The organism is Alteromonas sp. BZK5 (assembly GCF_014349115.1).
Classification (GTDB): Bacteria; Pseudomonadota; Gammaproteobacteria; order Enterobacterales; family Alteromonadaceae; genus Alteromonas; species Alteromonas macleodii.
Window position 1 is genome coordinate 42,327 of the sequence record NZ_JACSOE010000022.1, and the last position, 22,384, is coordinate 64,710.

The 22,384-nt window shown below is 54.0% G+C and carries 19 protein-coding genes and 6 pseudogenes; 4 read left to right on the plus strand and 21 right to left on the minus strand.

Features of this window, described 5'->3' with window-relative positions; all coding sequences use genetic code 11:
- From BIZ39_RS08755 to BIZ39_RS22595, 8 genes are all read right to left on the minus strand, one after another.
- Positions 1-1,029: a TraU family protein gene (locus BIZ39_RS08755; RefSeq protein ID WP_015066572.1), complete on the minus strand. Its 1,029-nt coding sequence runs from the start codon at positions 1,027-1,029 to the stop codon at positions 1-3.
- Positions 1,013-2,137, minus strand: coding sequence for a TrbC family F-type conjugative pilus assembly protein (locus BIZ39_RS08760; RefSeq protein ID WP_015066571.1), 1,125 nt, complete (start codon positions 2,135-2,137; stop codon positions 1,013-1,015). The genes BIZ39_RS08755 and BIZ39_RS08760 overlap by 17 nt, the downstream gene beginning before the upstream one ends.
- A 10-nt stretch (positions 2,138-2,147) precedes the next feature.
- The gene (locus BIZ39_RS08765) at positions 2,148-2,660 is read right to left on the minus strand and encodes a S26 family signal peptidase (protein ID WP_015066570.1); all 513 of its coding nucleotides are present in this window, start codon (positions 2,658-2,660) and stop codon (positions 2,148-2,150) included.
- Positions 2,644-2,991, minus strand: coding sequence for a hypothetical protein (locus BIZ39_RS08770; RefSeq protein ID WP_015066569.1), 348 nt, complete (start codon positions 2,989-2,991; stop codon positions 2,644-2,646). Before BIZ39_RS08770 ends, BIZ39_RS08765 begins: the two co-directional genes overlap by 17 nt.
- Entirely contained in the window at positions 2,984-5,383 is a 2,400-nt protein-coding gene (traC, locus tag BIZ39_RS08775) for a type IV secretion system protein TraC (protein WP_015066568.1), read from the minus strand. Before traC ends, BIZ39_RS08770 begins: the two co-directional genes overlap by 8 nt.
- Positions 5,383-6,075: a DsbC family protein gene (locus tag BIZ39_RS08780; protein WP_015066567.1), complete on the minus strand. Its 693-nt coding sequence runs from the start codon at positions 6,073-6,075 to the stop codon at positions 5,383-5,385. The genes traC and BIZ39_RS08780 overlap by 1 nt, the downstream gene beginning before the upstream one ends.
- Positions 6,076-6,285: 210 nt before the next feature.
- On the minus strand, positions 6,286-6,540 hold the full coding sequence (tnpB, locus tag BIZ39_RS08785) for an IS66 family insertion sequence element accessory protein TnpB (RefSeq protein WP_011788498.1): 255 nt from the start codon (positions 6,538-6,540) through the stop codon (positions 6,286-6,288).
- The gene (locus BIZ39_RS22595) at positions 6,537-6,809 is read right to left on the minus strand and encodes a hypothetical protein (RefSeq protein WP_071979591.1); all 273 of its coding nucleotides are present in this window, start codon (positions 6,807-6,809) and stop codon (positions 6,537-6,539) included. Before BIZ39_RS22595 ends, tnpB begins: the two co-directional genes overlap by 4 nt.
- 119 nt (positions 6,810-6,928) lie before the next feature.
- Between BIZ39_RS22595 and BIZ39_RS08790 the strand changes: the two are divergent.
- Positions 6,929-7,431, plus strand: a pseudogene (locus BIZ39_RS08790) (IS4 family transposase); the annotation flags it as partial.
- 78 nt (positions 7,432-7,509) lie between these two features.
- Here the strand turns inward: BIZ39_RS08790 and BIZ39_RS08795 are convergent.
- The 9 genes and pseudogenes from BIZ39_RS08795 to BIZ39_RS08840 all read right to left on the minus strand — a co-directional run bounded on the left by BIZ39_RS08795 (position 7,510) and on the right by BIZ39_RS08840 (position 18,005).
- On the minus strand, positions 7,510-7,701 hold the full coding sequence (locus tag BIZ39_RS08795) for a heavy-metal-associated domain-containing protein (protein WP_015066565.1): 192 nt from the start codon (positions 7,699-7,701) through the stop codon (positions 7,510-7,512).
- A 97-nt stretch (positions 7,702-7,798) separates the two neighbouring features.
- Positions 7,799-8,182: pseudogene (locus BIZ39_RS22600) on the minus strand (efflux RND transporter permease subunit).
- Positions 8,173-8,706 (minus strand): annotated as a pseudogene (locus tag BIZ39_RS22605) (efflux RND transporter permease subunit). Before BIZ39_RS22605 ends, BIZ39_RS22600 begins: the two co-directional pseudogenes overlap by 10 nt.
- The gene (locus tag BIZ39_RS22610) at positions 8,690-8,779 is read right to left on the minus strand and encodes a hypothetical protein (RefSeq protein WP_122040756.1); all 90 of its coding nucleotides are present in this window, start codon (positions 8,777-8,779) and stop codon (positions 8,690-8,692) included. Before BIZ39_RS22610 ends, BIZ39_RS22605 begins: the two are co-directional and overlap by 17 nt.
- Before the next feature lie 216 nt (positions 8,780-8,995).
- Positions 8,996-10,489: pseudogene (locus BIZ39_RS08825) on the minus strand (efflux transporter outer membrane subunit).
- Between the two features lies 1 nt (position 10,490).
- Positions 10,491-13,682 carry an efflux RND transporter permease subunit gene (locus BIZ39_RS08830; RefSeq protein ID WP_011788494.1) on the minus strand — a complete coding sequence of 1,064 codons (3,192 nt, stop codon included), beginning with the start codon at positions 13,680-13,682 and terminating at the stop codon, positions 10,491-10,493.
- Positions 13,679-14,737 (minus strand): efflux RND transporter periplasmic adaptor subunit, encoded by a 1,059-nt coding sequence (locus tag BIZ39_RS08835; protein ID WP_316248249.1) that lies wholly within the window; start codon positions 14,735-14,737, stop codon positions 13,679-13,681. Before BIZ39_RS08835 ends, BIZ39_RS08830 begins: the two co-directional genes overlap by 4 nt.
- Positions 14,734-14,988, minus strand: a complete 255-nt coding sequence (locus tag BIZ39_RS22520; protein ID WP_269464978.1) for a hypothetical protein — start codon at positions 14,986-14,988, stop codon at positions 14,734-14,736. Before BIZ39_RS22520 ends, BIZ39_RS08835 begins: the two co-directional genes overlap by 4 nt.
- Positions 14,989-15,350: 362 nt before the next feature.
- Complete coding sequence (locus tag BIZ39_RS08840; protein ID WP_011788492.1) at positions 15,351-18,005, minus strand: heavy metal translocating P-type ATPase; 2,655 nt, start codon at positions 18,003-18,005, stop codon at positions 15,351-15,353.
- A gap of 336 nt (positions 18,006-18,341) precedes the next feature.
- Between BIZ39_RS08840 and BIZ39_RS08845 the strand changes: the two genes are divergently transcribed.
- Entirely contained in the window at positions 18,342-18,530 is a 189-nt protein-coding gene (locus BIZ39_RS08845; protein WP_148290650.1) for a hypothetical protein, read from the plus strand.
- On the opposite strand, the pseudogene BIZ39_RS08850 reads toward BIZ39_RS08845, so the two are convergent.
- Positions 18,512-18,880: pseudogene (locus BIZ39_RS08850) on the minus strand (ArsR/SmtB family transcription factor). The gene BIZ39_RS08845 and the pseudogene BIZ39_RS08850 sit on opposite strands and share 19 nt — an antisense overlap.
- 44 nt (positions 18,881-18,924) lie before the next feature.
- Positions 18,925-19,953 (minus strand): cation diffusion facilitator family transporter, encoded by a 1,029-nt coding sequence (locus BIZ39_RS08855; RefSeq protein WP_011788490.1) that lies wholly within the window; start codon positions 19,951-19,953, stop codon positions 18,925-18,927.
- Positions 19,954-20,298: 345 nt separating this feature from the next.
- Here BIZ39_RS08855 and BIZ39_RS22235 point away from each other — a divergent pair, with 345 nt between their 5' ends.
- Positions 20,299-20,997 (plus strand): FAD-dependent oxidoreductase, encoded by a 699-nt coding sequence (locus BIZ39_RS22235; protein WP_015066563.1) that lies wholly within the window; start codon positions 20,299-20,301, stop codon positions 20,995-20,997.
- Positions 20,939-21,277: a hypothetical protein gene (locus BIZ39_RS22240; RefSeq protein WP_231401330.1), complete on the plus strand. Its 339-nt coding sequence runs from the start codon at positions 20,939-20,941 to the stop codon at positions 21,275-21,277. The genes BIZ39_RS22235 and BIZ39_RS22240 overlap by 59 nt, the downstream gene beginning before the upstream one ends.
- A 40-nt stretch (positions 21,278-21,317) precedes the next feature.
- On the opposite strand, the gene BIZ39_RS08865 is transcribed toward BIZ39_RS22240, so the two are convergent.
- Together BIZ39_RS08865 and BIZ39_RS08870 are read right to left on the minus strand one after the other, a co-directional pair.
- Positions 21,318-21,671 (minus strand): ArsR/SmtB family transcription factor, encoded by a 354-nt coding sequence (locus BIZ39_RS08865; protein WP_011788489.1) that lies wholly within the window; start codon positions 21,669-21,671, stop codon positions 21,318-21,320.
- A gap of 370 nt (positions 21,672-22,041) precedes the next feature.
- Positions 22,042-22,250: pseudogene (locus BIZ39_RS08870) on the minus strand (IS4 family transposase); the annotation flags it as partial.
- Positions 22,251-22,384 lie beyond the last annotated feature (134 nt).

Consider the following 22,384-nt stretch of genomic DNA (forward strand, 5'->3'; position numbering starts at 1 on the left):
TTAACCTCCCGAGTTACAGCAGTCTTGCCAGCGCCACAAAATGTAGAGCGCATCTTCACCGGCACCGGGGATCGTTCGCCACTCTCCCCATTTCATGGTGCTTTCACCGATGACATGCGCACTTTCAGTTTCCGGTACAGGGAAGAACATACTCATCTTGTATTGGGATTTCGGCAGCATGGGTTCGATAACAGGTCGGCATAGCGCACTGCTCCCCATTGTTCGTCTTGCAAGACCACGCCTGTGTTGAGCCGCGATTGCACGCGCCGCTAAATGGCTGGTGTTTTCTGCTAATGAACCAAAGGCTAAGGTGTGGCCAGATAACGGATAGAGATGGCCCCAACTGCCAGCACACCAAAACAACTGATCGATGGGTTTACCAAGCGTTGATGAAGCAGCGTCAGCGGTACAAGCAGAGATAGCCAATGGATTAGCAACAGCAGCAGCTTCAGGCTGAGTAAAAAAGGCCAGTTCATCGTTCAGCCATGTTGGGTCCAATTCCGACAAATACATCAAGTCAAAATCCATGTAACCATCGGCATTGCAATTGCCATCCATGAACAAATCGAGCATGACCAAAAGCGGAAAGGCGTAATAATGGTAATGATAGAAAGCAAGATCACCGGTATCGTATTCACCTTCACCATGACCACCTTGCAATCGCCTATCACCTAACGGTAAGCGAATCCCTCCCAGTGAAGGCGAACAACCCGGCGTTCTGACCAGTTCAATCAGACGCGCTGGCTCCCACATGCTGGTAACAATACCTGGCCTTGGCACACCTAAGTTGTCTTCACATAAGCAAAACGACTTGTTTGATGCGCCGCTTGGGACACTGCCAGAGCCAAGTGGAAGACCTGCAACCCGGATAGGAAAAATGCATGACCAGCAAACATCCGTCAGCAACTTACCGGACAATAAACCCGCGTCTGGGCAGGTCAGTTCGGCTTTAGCAGAAATAGATGCGCCCAGGACAAACATGACAACGAGAGTCCGCAACAGACGATACGTATTATTGAGCTTTTTCATGAACAAGCTCCTTTGCTGGAATTTCTTCTATTTCAAACGCGAGCCCCTTTGCTTGAACAAACGATGGGGTGACTTGCAGATCAAAGCGCTGCTTTAGCGAGGCATTGAGAAGGTAAACCGGACTGTCCAATGTCTTTTCGAGCGCATTGAGGCTATTCCAACCTTGAGTACGGTCGAGCTGCGTGGTGATAAGCGTAATGCGGCGCAGTGTCCTATCTTGCGTCTCAAGCCAATGCGCAACTGCGTCCACTTCTTCAGCGTTCGACGCATTAAACACCACAAGCTGCTGAGTAAACGGCAAGGCTTTTAGCGGGTTAATACGCGTTCCTGCTGGGATCAATGTTCGGCCATTGGCATCCAATAGTGGCCGCTTCATGACGATGGTTGGATCAACCATTCTTATCCGATACTGCGTGGCTTTGGGTAAGTCAGTGAAAGTTTGGCGAGACCAGAAACGCTCAATGGCTTTTTTCTTTAATGCGCCCAGGTCAATCGACTGTAAACGCTGCATCGCCACTTGCATCAAATCCGGTTCTAAAATGGAATGAATAGGACCGCGTTGACCCAATGAACCGGTATTGCCTGTTTCAATTTGACGCTGCAACCAGTCGTTGCTGTAAACCCCTAGTGCACTTGCAGTCACCTTGTCATCTTCTATGCGGAAAATGGCAGGCACGCTAGTCACCCGCCAGTGCACAAAGGCTTTCGGATCGATTCGAACCTGAGGAACAGGATCAAGCCCCGTCATCAGCGTATGCCAATCACGGATAGCCGCCCCCAAGGTCTTTCCTTCAGGAATTCCCCGAAACAACACAATAGCGCCGGTAGCACTGGCCTCTTTAAATAGCTGCTTCAGTGACGAATCTCCCAGTGAAGACGACGCAAAAATCAACCATTCATCGTTGTGTTTGAGCGACGCAGGTTGTTCAATCGGTGCAAAAGGCTCAATAAATTCAGATGAACCATCCACAGCACTTTGTAAAATGCTGCGGCTCATTTCGACGATCTTTTTGTCTTCGTCAGACAACGGAAAAGGCTCTTGTGCCCAGGACACTTGAACCCAAGCCAATGGCGCAACCAACAAAAATAAGAGACATAGTCTTTGCATCATCTACCTCCTACCAAAGCGGCCAAGCGCGACCGACAATCTGCTCGCGCTTAACGGCGTTCCAATAGCGGGAGTCGAAACTCGTTGCGGCCTCACCGGAAAACCAATACTCGTTTTCTTGCAGCGTCAATGAGCGGCTAAATTCTGTTTCAGCCACACCAAGACGCTGGGCTAATGCCATGCCGGTAGAGACTTCAGCACCATTCACCAGTACATGCTCAGGCGTCACCTTGACTTCATCCCCTGGCATCCCTGTTAGGCGTTTCAGCATCCGAGTACCGTCGTTATATAACGGAGCAAGTCCTTTTGAGTGGAAGGCATACAAACCATCCTTAACGGGCTCTTTATTCCATAGGTCAATCAGATACACCGTGGTATCAGGCAGGCAGCGCTCTTGCTGGGTATCAATACCTATTCGGTAGCGCATCATGGCGTAGGTGCCTACCAAGGCCATGATTAACGCAAGAACAGTCAACCGGATGAGGTATGGCCGCCAAGGCATTCTTTTACGGAGTATCTGCATGAGACACCTCCTTTGAGCCTACTGGCACAAATACGGAATCATCAGCACCCACCACCGCTTGGGCATCCAGCACGATAAAACCGGCTGTTTTTAACTTTTCAATTTGCTGATTGGTCTGAAGCAACCTGGATTCGATGTCTTGTTCGCTGGCATTGGGGCCCAGTGACAACACCGCCTCCCCAAAATCTACGACTGCAATGGGCGTACTTAACGCCAACTGGCTGTGGATGGGTTCGAGTGTTTTCATTAAGAGCCAGCTGGTCATTAAACCGCTGCCTGCAATAGACAAAGTAATAGAGGCCATAAATGGCCAAAGCGTGGTCTTATTCATAGCCTCGCTCCTTCAACAACTGAGAGATGGCATCAGCAACAGAAAGGCCTTTGCGCGTTAACTGTTTAATCGCGTTTACATCTTCTGCACGGGACGAGTACAACAGCTTGTGAAACGGATCGACAATGAGGCGGCCAATCCCGGTGCCCATTTCGGTAATAAAGAAAATCTCGGAATAGACACCCGTGACGGTATGAACCGTTTTCAGGTATTCATAGCCGCCTTCACCTAGTGGCAAGCGGCCTTCTTTTTTGAGCGCGTTGATGGTTTCAGCTTTTTGGCCAAGCAGGTACATATTGGCCGAGTTTTCAGCGATGGCTTTACCTGTTGGGCTGTCATACAAATCGTTGACCGACTGCGTTACCGTTACAGCACTGCCGCCATATTTTCGAAATCGACGGTAACCCGTCTCAATGAACTTACCGACATCACCTTGAGTCAGCAGATCCCAAGCTTCATCAATGAACACAATCTTGCGACGATCCCGCTCACCTAAGTACATCTCTTGTTGGATTTGGTAGATAAGCTGAAGCAACACTACTTGTTGTAGATGCTTACGCCCCTTAAGCTCTTCTAACTCCAGAACGGTGAAACGGTTTTTGAAGCGAATATTGTTGTGGCCATTAAAGAATCGGCCATATTCGCCCTGTGTCGTAAACGGATAGAGCTGCTCACCCACGTCTTGCACACGTCGGTCTTCATGATTTTTTAAAGCCTCTGCCACATCATCAACCAACATGGCACGACCTTTTTTCTCCCACAGTTCACGGGTCTGACGCTTTAGGTTTGCCATCTGAAAATCGGTTAATGACTGCGTAGGTGCGGCCATTGCGGCCAATAACCCAACCAACACATCCGCTTCTTCGTCATAGTCCTCAACGATTTCAAACGGATTTAAGCAAATGCCACTGTCTCGCCCGAACTGTAAGAACTCACCGTCATAGACTTCACACAGCTTTTCATAAGAGCGGCCAACATCAATCACCCAGCATTGCCCGCCTTCTGATAGGTAGGAGGAGATGATTTCGTTCACCAGGAATGACTTACCCGATCCCGATTGCGCCGCGATGCAACAATTGTAATTACTGCCCGAGTCATAAAGGGACACACTCATGATCTGGCCATTACGGGAAACAAAGTTAATCACCGGCGTGCCAGTGCCTTTCCAATCCGCAAACAAAGGCAACAGAGGGATCACATGCCGTGTCGCCATGGTCTTGAATCGAAACAAGTCGTTCATCGCCTGGCGGTCGGCACCAAATGGCAGGGCATTCAGAAAAATGGGCAAACAGAAGTACTTGTCTTCCATCAGCTCAAATCCGAGTTCTTTGAAATAGGTTCGAGCATTTGAAACAGAACTGATGGACGCTTCTTCCGTTGGGGAAAACAGCGTCAAAGTCATATTTGCCCGAATAGGACGATCACCTTCTTGCAAAGCTTCAAAAAGAACATCAAATCTCTTTTTCTTGGCTGCAAGCACCGGCACAAACTTGAGCATCGGGCCATAGGCCTGATTGACCGCCCACTGACGCTTCGTCTCTAAACGAGATCGCATCGCCTCAGCTGAGGGAAAGTGAATGGTGACATTTAGCAAAAAGCTGCCGCGTAAACCGCGACTGCCCGTCATCATATCGCCCGCAAAACTTGCGGCATGACCAAACCAGATCCGCTCAGGCAAGCGTTTAAACGATAAGGTTTTAACTCGGTAATCGCCCAGCATCAGACCTTGGCTATCCACCTTGATAGCTCGGTCATAATCCAACACTTGCTCCCGAAGTGGTTTATCTGCCTCACTGCGGATTGGTGATGGATTACGCCAGGAAGCATCTTTTCCCCAGTTAAGCTGAGCACTTATTGCCGCGAGCCAGTTTCGGTCAGTCATCTCAGTGACGCGAAAACCAACCGTTGCCAGCGCTTGCGAGAAAGAAGCCCGAAGCGCGGATGCTCGACTCAACTCACGCTCCGTCGGAATAGGACTTTCCAAAGGCAATTTGCAGGTGACGATCAGTTGAAAGTTGCGTACCTGAGTCTGGGTCGATTCTTCTATCGATTGAACCGTGCCCCCATCGAGGAAATCCGCACGTTTGCGTATCGACGCCCTAAGCAATGGATCAGATTGACGATGCCGTAAGCCCATCATGCGCTGAAGGTCGGTTTGAATATCAGGCGAGGCGTAAAGGCCAAATTGCAGCAAAGTGTCTTTTGGCCAGTCGTTGTTGAGTAGAACATTAACCCTGTCTGCAACAGACTCATCACCACCCGGCAATGGGTCACATAGAAAACCAAAGCCAACACTTTGGTCTTCCATGAAAAACAGTTGCTCATCGTCTGAATAGGCCAATACTGGCAATAGCTCTGAAGCGCGTTGTCCTGAATACAAAGAGGCTTTCATTAACGCCCCTCCAACCAAGCAGAAAGGTCATAAGGACGACCTCGGCTGATGCGACCATCATTGGCGACAATGAAAGGCACACCTTGAATGCCCAGAATTTGAGCCGTCACCAAGGTACGCTGCATTGGTTCTAAGTTGCAGGCATCATCCTGTTCTAGGTTACCAATCCGGCCATTCAGCAATGCATCGGTGGCCGCTTTCTTGTCACGCGCACAGCCAAGCTGGCGAACCTGACGCTCTGAATCTGGACCAAGCACTGGCACAGGGAGAATTTGGAAGGTGTATTCTTTGGTTAACGGCAGGGCTTGTTTCAAAAGCTCATGGCAATGTGGGCACCGAGGGTCAACAAAGACCACCACTTTCTTTTTGCCTTCGCCTAAAGTCAGTGGGTTCAAATCAGCCATTTTTAAGCCAAGGCGACTTAAGTCCAGCGTGTTTCCCGCTTCTCGAATTTCTTCAAGGCTGGTAAGCGGCTTTTTGGACCAGGCATCATAGAGCGTGCCATCAATGACGAACCGGCCACTGTCTGACATAAAAATAATACGGTTATTGCTTTCGACCGCTTTCATACCCGTGACAGGTAAAGAAACCATGCCGTCAATTTTGCCAACGGGCGACACTTCAGACACAGGTTCAGCTTGAACAAAAGGAGACAGCGCAAGCGCCAGAATAAATGGAGATAGTTTTCGCATGAGGAGTCCTCGTTAATGTAAATCGAGGCTCCAGTCTATGCAGTTGTCCTATGTGGACTCGGTTAGATAGATTGAAGAATTGAATACCTTACTAAATAGCTGCTCCGAAGTGTAGATCACCTGCGAAGGTGAACTCAGTGTTGAATGAGCGATCAGATAAGTCTCCAAACCGCACTTTACAGAAGCACTTGGTGGTTTTGAAACCGCCCCCTACAGGTAGATTTCGAGAGGCCTTCTCTCATCAGAAATACAGATCCAAAAGGTATTAACCTTTTGTTCGTGGCACACGCCAGCACAACACTTTGATTTTATCGCGCTGTTTTTGGTGAACAGGAATAATGCGCCACTTACTAACGGTAAATCGGTGTCACTTTCGATAATCGCGGCAAGGCCGTTGATGGACTTTCTAAAATCGACACTTTCACGATACAGATAAATCTCTAGTGAGCTCAGCATGCCTTTCATGATAGCGCACCGATGAGTTCAGCCAGGTTACTTACTGGCGTGCATTGGGGATTGCGCAGTTCGATATCATTGACGAAGAGTGTCATGTTGGCGGTTGCCACTTGGGCCTGATACTGAGTTATCTTTTCAACGACTTCTGCTCTAACAAAACCTTGAGATGCGCCAGTGTTGTTGAGTTGCTGGCGCTTGGCAGAGAACGTTGAGGGATTGAGTTGATTGAGCTTACAAAATGTGAGTGTTGATAATGAACTCGATTCAGATTGCTTGATTAGCGTTTGCCATTATTGGTTGGTGCATCGTTTGCCATTTTAAATCTCCTTATGGTTGGAGACTTGATCTTATTCTGCGTGTTAGGTGATTAGAATGCGCGGTTTATGAGGCGCTTACGCTCGATTTGCAAGTTCGTCGAGGAAAGCAGATATTCAGAGTAATAAGGCTCTGTTTTGCCGGAGAAATACGATTTTGCATCTGGCTTATCAACCTCCCGCGGGAAACCTACTAAGCGGATGATGTTATGGCAATCTATCGTTGTCGCTGGCAGGTGAAGTTGCGATTCAAAGAGTTGAAATCCCATACAAACTTGCAGAAATTTATGGCGGCACAGAAAGCGATTGTAGATGGTTTGGTATGGTCAAGCCTGCTCGCTCTGATCATTCGGCGAAGCGTCTTTCTTCAAATCATGCCATCAGTCTAGCTATTCAAGGCCGCCAAAAATGTGGAAATTTGGCTGTTGCCGATCTTGAAAGCATCAGCCAGCACGCATGGTCAGAAATAGCGGAGAGGATAGATTGGGCGACCCGTTATATAACGAAGAACGCCCAAAAAGCCCAACAGTCAAAAGACAAACAAAACATCACGTTAGATGGGATACTGCATGGGCTTAATTCTTAAGGTCCAGTCTATGAATGAATGCCCTGAATGCGAAATTTAAAGTTGCCTCATTCAGGAGGCAACCGTAAAAGGAAAATACTAATCCCGAGGAGGGAAGCCTGCTTCAATTAGAGCATAGGAGACCTTTTCAACTGATAATGAAGTTTTTACCGTCACCTTACGAGTCGGAGGATCAGTTAAAACTGTAGCCTCTGGGTCTATATCCTTAATTGCTTTAGTTACCGTCCGGGCGCAGCCCCCACATGTCATATTTTCTAAATGAAATTGCATTTATATACCTCCAGTTTGGTTTGAGTACTTCTGATTGTAGGGCTTTCCACTGTTGTAAGGTCAAGGTCTAAACTCATTTCACTCTGATATCTTTTCACTAAAGATTGACTATACTTTCTGCGTTTTTTCTTAATGACAGATTTCTTACTATAACGTAAAACACCGGCGTAAGTAGTAATCCAAAGAAGGTTACACCAAGCATACCGGCAAACACTGCAATACCCATGGCGTGACGCATTTCTGCTCCAGCACCACTAGCTAGTACAAGAGATATCACACCAGCAATAAATACAAGAGAAGTCATCAAAATAGGACGCAAACGTAAGTACGCTGCCTCGAGTACGGCCCCAAGCGGTGATCGTCACTAATTCTCCTGAGTCCTTGCAAAATCAACGATTAAAATGGCATTTTTTGCGGCCAGCCCGACTAAAACAACGAAGCCAATTTGAGTATAGATGTTATTATCACCGTTTAGATCCATATACCGCCAATTGCAGAAAGGAGTGCCATTGGTGCAATAAGCAGCACAGCAAATGGAAGCGACCAACTGTTGTACTGAGCGGCAAGAATCAAGAATGCAAAGAATACCGCCAATGGGAAAATATACAGTGCGGAATTGCCCGCTAATTTTTCCTGATAGGTCAGATCAGTCCATTCGTACGCCATACCTTCAGGTAGATTTTCCTTAACTATTTTCTCAATAGCATCTGTAGCCTGACCAAAAGAATATCCTGATGCAGTACCTCCCGTAATATCAGCGGATGGATAGCCGTTGTATCTCATAACGCGATCAGGATCTGAAGTTAGTTTGATATTGATCAATACTTATAAAGGGATCATATCACCAGCAGAATTCCTGACTTTCAATAATCCAATATCGTCTGCCTGCATACGGAATGGGGCATCAGCTTGAGTTATTACACGGTAGGTACGGCCAAATCCATTAAAATCATTGACGTAAAGCGATCCCAAATTTACCTGTAATACATCAAAAATGTCGGTCAAAGCTACCCCCTGAGATAGTCCGGATCTGCTCCAGACTGATACCTAATACTTTGCAACTTAGTATAAGCTGCAACCGCTCAACTTGCTCCTGCCTTTATTGCCTTTAGTTGTTGCTATAACGATCAGGAGCAGGTAAAAGACCCTGAGCCTCGTAGAACCCAGGGAGTCCTCGTTAGCTTTGCAAGCTCGCCGGTTTTCATACTCATCTACACACGCATGGAGGCGACTGCCACCATGCGTCATTTCTTGGTACGAATATCCAATACCAGTGCCAGTAGGGAAAAACTAACTATCGACTCGCTTGCGCCACACCACTTGGTGTGCTCTCTGTCCACCCGCCTCCCAGAGCCTTGTAGAGCGCGATAAGGTTGCTCAACCGAGCCAGACGCGTACGCACCAACGTCTGCTGCGCGCTGTACAGCGTACGCTGCGCGTCAAGCAAGGTGAGGTTATCGTCCACACCTTCCCTGAAACGTTGCTCGGCCAGGTCATACATGCCCTGACTAGCAGCAACCAGGAATTGCTCTGAACGAATCTGCTCATCAAGTGTTCGCTTGCCGGCAAGGCCATCAGCCACTTCACTAAAAGCAACTTGAATGGACTTCTCGTAGTTGGCGATCTCGATGCGCTTTTTTACGTGCGCCACATCCAGATTGGCGCGCAACGCGCCACCCCGGAAAATAGGCACCGTAATCTGCGGCAAGAAGCTTCAGGCGCGCGAACCCGATTCGAAGAGCCCATCAAGCGATGCGCTTGCCGTCCCCGCCGAACCCGTCAAGCTGATGGTGGGGAAGAAAGCGGCTCGCGCTGCTCCGATACTGGCGTTGGCACCCAGAAGTACCTGCTCGGCCGCGCGCACATCCGGTCGGCGCACGAGCAACTCAGAAGGTAGGCCACTGGGCAGTTCGGTCGGCACGATGCCATCCGGCAGCACTATGGCTTTGTCAAGTTGCTGCGACAGCTCAAGCGTCAGCGGCTGGCCGAGCAGTAGCACTAGCGCGTTTCGGTCTTTGGCCGTTTGACGTGTGTAGTCCGCGAAGTTGGCCTCGGCTGTACGCAGTACAATTTCCGAGCGGCGCACGTCAAGTTGCGTGGCATTGCCAGCCTCGAACAGTTGGGCAGTAAGTTCATGCGAACGCTTTTGCGTGCCGAGCGTCTCGCCTGTTAACTGCAGTAACTCCTGGTCAGCCCGCAACGTGAGATAGGCGTTAGCAACCTCAGAGATCAAACTCATCTGCGTCGCTATGCGAGTCTCGTCCATAGCCAAGTAGGAAGCCAGCGCTTGGTTGCTGAGGCTGCGGATACGGCCCCAGACGTCCAGTTCCCAGGCAGCGGTCACCCCAGCAACCTCGTAACGACGCACGACGTCGGCAGCGCCGGTGTTGCTGAGATCGGCTGGCAGTCGTTCTGCGGCCCCTCTGCCGGATACCCCCAAGTTCGGGAGCACCTCAGCGCGCTGAATGCGGTACAGTGCCTGCGCCGCCTCAACGTTGAGCGCAGCTTTGCGCATGTCGCGGTTGCTCTCCAGCGCGATACCGATCAATTGTTGCAACAGCGGGTCGCGGAAGAAATCTCGCCAGCCGATATCGGCCGCGTCCGTGACTGGGGCCTCTGGCGTCGCTTTCGCCGGTTCTGCATAGGCCGCGCCCGAAGGATATACTATATCAATCGGCGCTGGCGGCCGATCGTACTTGGGTGCCATGGAACAACCGGCTAACGCTATCGCGAAAGCTACCGGTGCCAAGCTCTTGGCAGGTTGTGTGAGTGCGAAAGGTTTCTTCATCTCAAAATTCCTCCTGGCCGTTATGCTTGTCGCTCATACCGACGCGGGCTTGACTGGCTTCACGACGCAACGCCAGCTTGCGCACTACGACGTAGAACACCGGCGTGAGCACCAGACCGAATGCCGTCACGCCCAACATGCCGGCGAACACAGCGATACCCATTGCGTGACGCATCTCGGCACCCGCTCCACTCGCGAGCACCAGCGGTATCACGCCAGCGATAAAAGCCAGTGACGTCATCAGAATCGGGCGCAGCCGCAGCCGCGCCGCTTCAAGCACGGCCGCCAACGGATCGACACCTTCACTCTCCTTGGCACGGGCAAACTCCACGATCAGAATTGCATTCTTGGCTGCCAGGCCTACGAGCACCACGAAGCCAATTTGCGTGAAGATATTGTTGTCGCCGCCCGTAAGCCAAACACCGGCGATCGCCGAAAGCAACGCCATGGGCGCGATCAACAGAACAGCGAATGGAAGCGACCAACTGTTGTACTGAGCTGCCAGGAACAAGAATGCCAACAGCACTGCCAACGCAAAAATGTAGATGGAGGTGTTGCCAACCCGCTTTTCTTGGAACGTCAAGTCAGTCCATTCGTAGGTCATGCCGTCCGGCAGCGATTCGCTCACGATCTTCTCGATCGCGGCAGTAGCCTGGCCAGACGAATAGCCCGGTGCTGGTCCGCCGCTGATGTCAGCTGATGGGAACCCGTTGTAGTGCATCACTCGATCGGGACCGGAGCTACGTGAGATCGTCGCGATCGCGCTCAACGGGATCATGTCCCCCGAAGCGTTCCGCACCTTCAGCATGCCAATGTCTTCAGCCTGCATACGGAACTTCGCATCGGCCTGCGTCATCACTCGGTAAGTTCGGCCAAATCGATTGAAGTCATTGACATAAAGCGAGCCCAGATTGATCTGCAGCGTGTCAAAAACTTCGGTCAGCGACACACCTTGCGACTTGGCCTTTACGCGGTCGATGTCCACCTGCAACTGTGGAGCATTGGCCTGGAAGCTGGCCAACATGTTGGCCAGCTCAGGCGCTTGCATGGCTTTGCCCATGATCTGACCTTGGGCCTGTGCAAGTGCGTCTGGCCCCAGGCCCGCACGGTCTTCGATCTGCAACTTGAAGCCGCCCATTGAACCCAGGCCAGGCACCGGTGGCGGAGGAAAAATCCCGACGAAGCCGTCCGGTATTTGACTGAATTTGCCCATGAGCCTGCCTTGAATGGCGAACGCCGACAACGACGGGTCCTTTCGTTCGTTGAAGGGCTTGAGCATGGCGAACACCAGCGCGGTGTTGGGCTGATTCACTGGGCCGTTGAAGGAGAAGCCGGGGAATGCCATCACGCTTTCGACGCCAGGCTCGGCAAGCGCGATCTTGCTCATTTCCTTGACAACCGCGTCGGTGCGGTCCAGCGAGGCACCAGTCGGAAGCTGGGCGATGCCCACGAGGTAATACTTGTCCTGTGCGGGCACAAAGCCGGCAGGTACCTTATGAAAGCCCAGCCACGTCAACCCCAGGAAACCGACATAGAGCAGCAGCACCACAGCACTTCCGCGAACTGCGCGGCGCACGCCTCCGACATAAGCATTCGAGGCGCTGTCAAAGAAGCGGTTGAAGCGGCGGAAGAAGCCACCAAACAGGCCGTCGATGAGGCGCGTGACTCGATCGGGCTGGGCCGCGCCATGATGCGGCTTGAGCAGGATGGCGGCCAGCGCGGGCGACAGTGTGAGCGAATTGATCGCCGATAGGATGGTCGAGAACGCGATGGTCAGCGCGAACTGGCGATAGAACTCGCCTTGCAGCCCAGACAGGAACGCCGAGGGAATGAAGACCGCCGCCAGCACCGAGGTGATGGCCAGGATCGGGCCAGTAACCTCGTCCATGGCTTTGAGCGCTGCGTCCTTGGGCGACTCGCCAAGTGCCATGTGGCGCTCCACGTTTTCTACCACGACGATGGCGTCGTCCACAACAATGCCGATTGAGAGTACGAGGCCGAACAATGACAGTGTGTTCAACGAGAAGCCGAACATGTGCATTACGGCGAAGGTGCCGACCAGCGAGACCGGCACGGCGATCAGCGGGATGATCGACGCTCTCCAGGATTGCAGGAACAGCACCACCACGATCACCACCAGCAGAATCGCCTCTAGCAGCGTGACCGCTACAGACTGAAGCGAGGCCCGCACGAAGACCGTAGGATCGTAGGCGATCTTGTACTCGATGCCCTCTGGAAAGCTTGCTTGTAGACGATCCATCGTCGCGCGTACCGCGCTAGACACATCTAGTGCATTGGAGCCAGGCGTCATCAGGATCTGAATGCCAACCGTGTTGCCGCCATCAAGTTGGGCGCGCATGGTGTAGTTCTCCGCACCTAACTCCACACGTGCCACGTCGCGCAAGCGTGTAACCTGGCCGTGGGTGCCAGCCTTGATGACGATATCGCCGAATTGCTCTTCGGTGGTGAGACGCCCGAGTGCGTTGACGGTGACCTGAAAGGCAGACGAGGCGTTAGGCTGCTGACCGATAGAGCCGGCCGCAACCTGCACGTTCTGCTCCCGAATGGCGGCGACCACATCGCTAGCGGTCATGCCACGAGACGCAACCTTTTCGGGGTCGAGCCAGACCCGCATCGCGTACTCACCCTCACCACCAAGCAACACGTTGGCGATGCCCGGCAGGCGTGCCAGTTCGTCACGGACGTTGAGCATCGCGTAGTTGGACACATACAGCGGGTCGTAACGATCCCCTGGCGATAGCATGTTCACAACCATCAGGATGTCGGGCGCGGTCTTCTCAGTCACAACGCCGATGCGTTGGACCTCGGGTGGCAACCGGGGTAGCGCACGCGACACCCGGTTCTGCACCTGGATTTGCGCGATATCGGCGTTGATGTGTTGCTCGAAAGAGATGGTGAGCACCATCTTTCCGTCCGTGGACATCTGGGACTGCATGTACATCATGCCTTCCACGCCGTTGATGGCTTGCTCTAGCGGCGATGCCACGGTGTCGGCAATCACTTGCGGATTGGCGCCGGGATAGCTCGCCGTGACCTGTACCGTTGGGGGGGTAACCTGAGGGTACTCGCTCAGTGGCAACTGGAAGTAGCTGATCGCGCCCGCGATCAGCATCAGCACCGAAAGGACGATTGCGAAGATAGGGCGGTTGATGAAGAAACGGGGGAAATTCATTTGCGAGCCTCCGCTGAGCCAGCTGCGCTGTCAGCCTTGACCTGATCGGCCCCAGCCGCCCCAGCGGCCTTGGCAGACTCCGCAGGGACTGCCGGGGCACTAGCCGCAGTCTTAGTCGCGTCGGGAGCGCCGGCGGCCGGTGCTGCCGGCCCCTGCATGGGCACCATGCGCGGCGTGACAGTCATACCAGGTCGTACGAGGCCTTTGATTATGATTTTTTCGCCACCCTGCAGGCCACCGTTTATAACGCGCAGACCGTCGACTACGGGACCCAGCTCAATCGGACGATACTGAGCTTGGTTGTTTTCACCCACGACCAGAACATAGTTTCGGCCTTGATCGGTGCCAACCGCTTGGTCGTCGATGAGGACGGCCTGCCGAGAGCTTGCGGTGGAGAGCTTGGCCCTCGCAAACAGCCCAGGCGTCAGCCGTCCATCAGGGTTGGGGACGACCGCGCGAGCGCGGATCGTGCCGGTACTTCTATCAATCGCATTGCCGACGAAGTCGAGCACGCCCTTGTACGGAAAGTTTCTGTCAGTGCTCAAGCCTACTTGAACGGGCAACGAAGCATGAGTCCCTGAACCAGGTCTCGAGCGGCTCACCACATTGACGTAGGTTGCCTCATCGATGTCGAAATAGACGTGCACAGGATCGATGGACACGATCGTGGTAAGTAGCGTGGCTGCTCCTGCACCGCCGCCGCTGACCAGGTTGCCCTCGGTCACCAGCACTCGGTCCACGCGCCCGGCAATTGGTGCCGATACCCGCGCGTAGGACAGGTCGAGCTGCGCCGCTGCGACTGTGGCCTTTGCCGCCTGTACCTGCGCCTGACGCGCATTGCGTGCGGAGACTGCATCGTCATAGGTCTTCCGAGACAGGGCGCCAGTGGCAACAAGCCGCTCGGCACGATCAAAGTCGGCCTGAGCCTGACTGGACAGCACCTCAGCCTGCCGCAACTGCGCCGTGGCGGTGTCGAGCGCGACTTGGAAAGGCCGTGGGTCAATCTGGAACAACAATTGCCCCTTGCGTACCAGACTTCCCTCGGGCACGCTCACCGCGTCGACGGCCCCCCCACACGCGAGCGCAACTCGACCACCTTCGGTGCGGCCAAAAAGCCGGTGAACTCAGTTGACGGCGTGATTGTGCGCGTGATGGCCTCAGCCACAGGCACCTGCGGTGCCATCGGTGCGCCAGCTGGTGGTGCTGCTGGTTTACTTTCATCCTTGCCATCTCGGGCAGCCACCGCTATCCCCCCGACGGCCGCGATGACGCTAGCTACCAAAATGATCCTGATTTTTTTATGCATGGAAGTTACCTTTTTTATTACGGGGCTTCGGTCCATCCGAAGCGGTTCGCATATGTTTCTAAAGGCTAGCCCTTACAACCACGTCAAGGTCAAGCCTTTTTCGATGACCATGACGAGCATGGGACTGGACTACAAGCTCTGGAACCTTCCGGCCTCCCGGTGAACGCATGAGATGCAGTTACGGCCGAAAGGGACGCATCTGAGCCCATTATCCACGTCCGATCATCCCATCTATTTAAACTCGTTGTTCTAAAGGCATTCGTTTATCGCCTAACATCGATGTTTTCGGAGATCGATTTACAGATGAAGATATGGAAGGGCTTGGCGCCGCAACAACGGCAGTTCAAGCCCTCTGCAATACCTCAATGGGCATCCTGTACGGACACAGAGCTTTGATGACCTCCGTTCTGGCCATCGGCTGGCTCTTGGGCACCCTTAAAGCGGAGTAGGCGCAGCGCATTGAGCGTGACCAAAGCGGTGGCACCGGTGTCGGCCAGCACAGCAACCCAAAGGCCAGTGATACCCAGCACACTGGTGACTAGGAACAGGCCCTTGAGGCCAATGGCGAACACTACGTTCTGGTGGATGTTGGCCATCGTCGCGCGGGACAGCGCCACCAGGTGCGCAACGTCCGTGACGCGGCTCTTGAGCAGAGCAGCGTCTGCGGTCTCTAGGGCCACGTCGGTGCCGCCGCCCATGGCGATCCCTACATCGGCGGTCGCCAAGGCCGGCGCGTCGTTGATGCCGTCGCCGACCATCGCCACCTTCGCGTCGCGCTTCAAGTCGTTGACCAGGCGCAACTTGTCTTGCGGAAGCAACTCACTCTCCCACTCGATATCCAGCTTGCCGGCGATGGCCTGCGCAGTTCTCCGATTGTCACCGGTGAGCATGACCGAGCGCACACCCATCGCCTTGAGCTGGGCCACGCCTTCGCGGGCGTCACGGCGAGGTTCGTCACGCAAGGCCAACAGGCCCATGACATTCTTGCTTGCTTCGTCGAACAGAACCACCACCGTCTTGCCACCATCTTCCAGCTTGGCGATTTCCTGCTGGTGCGCGAGGGTCAGCGTGGCCATCTGCCCTGCATGGACGGGCGATCCCACGGCTAGCTTGCTGCCGTTCACGGTAGCGCGAACTGCCTTGCCCGGGATAGCGAATGCTTCGGTGGCTTGTGGAACCTCCACATCGAGGCTCTTGGCGTGGGCAACGATTGCCTTCGCCAACGGGTGATTCGATCCAGACTCGACGGCGGCGGCGAGCGCCAGTACCTGTTGCTGCTTGGATTGCCCGAAAGGCACGACTTCAGTGATGCGCGGCTTGCCCTCTGTCAGCGTGCCAGTCTTATCGAAGGCGACTGTGCGAACGCGACCAATGGTTTCCAAGGCGTTGCCACCTTTAATCAGCAAACCTCGGCGAGTAGCAACAGCCAGTCCCGAGGCAATGGCCGCCGGCGTTGACAAAACCAAGGCGCACGGGCACGCGATTAGCAGCAAAGCAAGACCACGGTACAGCCAAGTGCCCCAATCACCACCCATGGTAAGCGGGGGAACCACGACGATCAGCGCCGCGATGGCCATCACGGCCGGGGTGTAGTAACGGCTGAACTTTTCGATGAAGCGTGCCGTCGGCGCCTTGGAGGATTGAGCTTGCTCGACGAGCTGGATGATGCGCGAGATGGTGTTGTCCGATGCAGCCTTCTCAACCAGAACTTCAAGCACACCGTCGACGTTGATCGAGCCGGCAAATACGTCATCGCCACCGGCCTTTTGACGCGGCACGGACTCCCCTGTGATCGGAGATTCATCGAGACTGCTTTCGCCGCGGAAGATCTTGCCGTCAGCGGGCACTCGATCACCCGGGCGCACCAAAACCCGGTCGTTCACGCTCAGGGAGGCAGCGGGCACTTCGCGCTGCCCACCATTGGCGTCGAGCAAGACAGCAGTTTTAGGCACCAGAGAAGCCAGCGCTTTAATGCCGGCGCGGGCGCGGCCAGCGGCCACACTTTCAAGCAGCTCGCCGACCGCGAACAGGAACACCACAGCAGCGGCCTCCTCGGCCTCGCCAATCACGAGCGCGCCCAGCGAGGCGACAACCATCAGTGTTTCGATGGAGAACGGGGAGCCAGATATGGCCAGCGCGAAGGCTTTGCGCGCGAACGGGAGTACGCCAGCGATCACGGCAGCGGCGAAGATCCATTCGGCATAGCCGGGGATAAATTGAGCAACTGCATAGGCCGAGCCCATGAGAGCTGCTAGGCCCTGCACATGCTTACCCTTCTTCGTCTGCCACCAGCGTTGAGTGATAGCTGAGGGCACGCGGGCAGGCGCGGCAGGCGAGGATCCATCAAGGCGGCGCACGTCGGAGACGCCGAAACCCAGGCTTTTGATGGTCTTCTCGATGTCGCCAATATGTGTAGGACTTCCAGACGCGAGCGTCAGCTCAAGCGTTTCTGCCGTGAAGTTGATGCGGGCATCTGATACGCCCGCCATGCGAGCAAGAGCCGTTTCAATCTTGCCAACGCAGCTCGCGCAGTCCATGCCTTCCACGTGCATCGAAACGTTGGGTGGGTTACCAGGGGGCTCGCGGCGAGCGTGTGAGGTGTGATCATGTCCACTGCAGGAGCCGTGTTCATGCCCGCCGTTTGTCTTTTGCGTGTGGCCGTGCCCATGATCACCGCCGCAAGCGTGACCATCCTTGTGATCTTCGCTGTGGTCATGTGCATGGACCGATTGGCGCGATACGGCCGCAATCGAGAGCGACGACACTGGCAGTTCTTCCACACCGAACCCCAAAGTTTTGATTTTCTTAGCTACATCGCGAGCAGTGAAGCGGCTTTTCAGATTGCGAGTCAACGTCAGCGTTTCACTAGAAAAATTGACTTGCACGTCCGTCAGCCCATCCATTCGGGAAAGGGCCTTCTCGATTTTGCCGACGCAGCTCGCGCAATCCATGCCCTCCACACGGAAGCTCAGCTGCTCCCTAGCCTTGTCCTGGTACTCCGTTATTTCCCTTGTCATATCTACCTCCAAGTTCTCTGAACACTTTGCAAGTTAGGTTCGCCGCACGCCGCACATACTGCTTAAATATAACAAACACATGAACATACATCCATGTGTTAATCATTAAAAAAGAAGGCTGTTGTCCTTCTGTTTACGATCGTCTGTGGTTGTGGCGTGCGGCGTGCGGCGCACGTGCTTACAGTTTCGACACATTTTCAAAATGCAGATTGAATTTTAGCACACATATGAAGATATGTTCAATTATTTAATTCATGAAGTTAGCATGGTTAATTTCTACGCTCACGATGGGGGGGAGTGAAAGCTGGCGTCGGCTGATGAGGCCCAGGGGATTGAGTGCGGTCAGATTCATACAACCGTCACCCAAACATCACGCATGGGCGAAGTCGCGCTTACTCAGGACTGGGATGGCGCATTACAGTTGCTGACGGGCTGGCACCTCTCTTGCGCAATCGCGAAAATGCCCAGCAAAAAGTAGGCATCTTTGCGTTCGACGCAATTCGCAATCATTCCTCAGAGAAGTGACAGACCATGTCCTGAAACACTTGACTGATGTGCTCATCCGCGATGCCGTAGAAGATATGTTTCGCCTGACGTTATCCACGCACAAGTCGAGCTCCACGCAGGAGCCGCAGATGATGACTGACCAAGAATTGGGATAGATCGAGCGTTTCTGCGATGTCGCCCACCGCGACTGATCCGCGCATGCACTGTAGCAGGATCTTCAGGCGCGATTGATCTCCTAACAGGAGAAAAGTCTCAGCGAGAACAGCGACGTCACTATGAGAGAGCGCCAAGAGCTCTGGGGCCGAACGCTGAGCATTGGTGGCGCAATTCTGAGCATTGTCGCCATTGGCGTGTTTTCGAGAAGTCATGGATTTCTTGTCCCTGAGCTGCCAGCACTACGCTGGCTGCAGCATCAGTGTTGATGACCCGGGACGGAATGGTCGTGCTTATGACCCTTTTCATGGCTGTGGCTAGTGTCATGCTCATGTGGGGTGTGCCCTTGCGGCCCACCTGTCGGCTGCAAGCTGCAAAGGTTCTTTTCACCAGGAGAGTTCCATTCGATCCCGACCGTCACGTGCTCGATGCCAAATTGCTCTCGAAGCACCACCTCTACGCACTTGACCACGGTGCGCGCTTCCTCAGCCACACTAGGGCGAACGTGCAGCGTGGCCATCGTGCGACCAGAGGTAAGCTGCCATACATGCACATGACTGACGGCCGCCAAGCCAGGCACCGCGCCCATCAGGCCTTGTTCCACCTGCTCCGGAGAAGCGTCCTCGGGCGCACCTTCGAGCAAAATGTGGATCGATTTCGCCAGGAGCTTCCAGGCGCTGCGCAGGATCAGGGCTGCCACCAGCACCGACAGGATGGGGTCAATTGGCGTCCAACCAATGAGATAGATGACCACTGCAGCGACGATGGCACCGACCGAGCCCAGCAGGTCGCCCATCACGTGCAGGATGGCCCCCTTCACGTTGACGTGATCGGTCTCTCCGCGGGTCATGATCCACAACACCAGAACGTTTACCAACAATCCAAGCACGGCGACGATCATCATCGGGCCGGCAAGGATGGCGGGCGGAGCTTGCAGTCGCTCCCATGCTTCATAGGCGATCCATGCCACGATCACAAAGAGCGTCACAGCGTTCAGGAAGCCGGCGATGACCTCGAACCGAAGGTAGCCAAAGGTGCGCTTGCTGTCAGCTGGTCGGCGCCCGAACCGGAATGCCGCGTATGCCAGAGCCAGCGCTGCTGCATCGGTCAGCATGTGGCCCGCATCGGCCAGAAGGGCCAGCGAGCCCGACAGCACGCCGCCGACAGCCTCCACGATCATGAAGCCGAAGATCAGGAAGAAGGACAGCAAGACCTTGCGTTCGTTAGCGCCGGTCACTTTTGGAGTGTGGTCATGGTCGTGACCATGTTCATCGTGCGATTGGGACATCAGGGCCTCGCGCAGAAATTAGGTGGTTGACTGTACGTAAAATATAATACATGAACATATGTTTATGCAATGTATTTTTAGCAAACCATACTAAGGACTGCGAAAGATGAGTGGCGGCGATGCGGCTATTTAGTACGCCTATCCTCTTGGCCACACCCTGTGCAGGTCGTCCACAATCAGGTCGTGATGATGTTGGCCCAGATCCAAGTGCTGACGCAGATAGAGGATGACCCGCCGGAAGGTTCGGATGGTCGTGAGCCAGATCGGACGGGGCGCTGGCTGGCCAAAACCGCAGCGCGAGCACCACGCAGGAAAGCGCCTGAAAACATCTAGGAGATTTCAATCATGGACACGAACTTCGACGTCATCGTCATCGTCATCGTCATTGGCGCCGGGCCTGGTGGCGACATCGCAGCGATTCGCGCCGAGCAGTTAGGCATGAATGTCGCCTGCGTCGATGCCTGGAAAACCAAGGAAGGCAAGCCTACCCAAGACGGTACATGCAACAACATCGGGTGCATCCCGTCAAAGGCGCTGCTGCAGTCGTCCAAAAACTTAGACCAAGCCAAGCACCACTTCGGCGCGCTCGGCATCATGTCCACGGGCGAGCTACGCATGGACGTGGCTGTGATGCTGGAGCGCAAGAATCAGGTCGTGAAGTCGAGCAACGAAGGCAAACTCTATCTGTTCCGAAAAAACAAGGTGCAGTTCTTAAACGGTCTGGCGTTTATGACTCGGGCCGCCGTCGGCCTTGAACTGGATGGGCGCGGAGCCGTCGTGGTGAACGGCGAATGGCGCACCAGCGTGCCCAGTATCTGGGCCATCGCCGATGTGGTGCGCGGCCTGATGCTAGCGCACATGGCAGAGGAAGAAGGTGTCGCTGTGGTCGAGCGCAGAAGGTGTCGCTGTGGTCGAGCGCATTGCAGGCCATCGCGGTCATGTCGATTTCAACACGATCCCCAACGTCATCTACACCAGCCCGGAAATCGCCTGGGTAGGTCGCACCGAGCAGCAGCTCAAATACGCGGGCGCAGCATATCGTAGCTGTACATTTCCGTTCATGGCTAACGGTCGCGCGCGTGCATTGAGCGAGACAGCGGGTCTCGTCAAGGTGATCGCAAATCCTACGACAGACGAAATCCTCGGCGTACATGTAGTCGGCCCGCAGATCAGCGAACTTGTGGCTGAGGCGGTCATCGCGATGGCATTCAATAAGGCCTCACTTGCGGTCGATAAGCGCGCTGAACTTCTGATTGATCAGAATTGGACCCGCATTCATCTCATTGAGTGTAGCCGCGGGCGGTCATACGGCCCCAGCTTGTAATAGATCGCAATCCGCATCGCAACGAGCGCTTCGCCCGCGGCTAATCGTCGTTGTGCTCTTCGACGATGTGAGTGGACATGTCCAGCAGCACTTGGTTCACATGCTTGTCGTCCACCTCATAGAAAATTTGCTTGGCCTGGCGCACCCCCTTCACAAGGCGGGCTCCACGCAGCAGCCGCAGGTGGTGACTGACCAGCGACTGCGAAAGCTCGAGGGATTCCGCGATGTCCCCAACCGAGGAGGAACCCTTCATGCAGCACAGCATTATTCTCAACCGAGACGGGTCGCCCAGTAGGCGGAAGGTCTCGGCCAGGATCGTAACGTCATTCTGTGACAAAGAAGCCAGATCGTCGCTTGCACCGCGGGGCGCGTTAACTTGTTTGCGTAAAGTCATTTCTCAAAAATTCCAACTCTCGAACAGCTACTCATGCCGTTCAGAATTAACGAGGCTGCGATAATTTGATCGCACTCGCCGACAAAGATCAGGAGACAGCCTGCGAGCCAAGGCGCGCCGCGTCTATGCGCAGCGAAATCGTCCAAACCAGCAGCGCTCAAAATAGGGCTTAACCTTACAACATAGTAACCCTCAAGTACCCTGTATGTCTAATTTCAATTTTGAGAAGACACCTTGAGCATGCCATTAACAAGTGCTGGTCGTGCCACCGTAGCAGCGATCAGCCTGCCCATCGAGGGCATGACCTGCACGAGCTGCATCGTCCGAATCGAGTGCGCCCTGACCAAGGTGCCTGTCTCTTGATCACATCTCATTGATCAAGAGACTTGGCTAACAGGTAACCTTCAAGGATGGTTTGTGGTAAAACTATCCTTCCCATAACCGCTCCCTGCCGACTCGTCCCGTCCTTTTTGAATCAAACCAACCCACTAATTTTCCGAGACTTATACAAACCCAATAAACACTTGGAGTTCGCTTCGGTACTTTTTTCTTTTCGACTTTTGACCACAGCAGCTTCCAATCACTCACAAACTTACTTGTTAGCACTGATTAAACCCGATTTCAGATAATAAGTGCGACATTCATGGAAAGGTGTAGAAGAGGAGGCCAACTGCTAAAAGTGGTACGCTCTTCTCGTCAAAGAAACAAGCAGT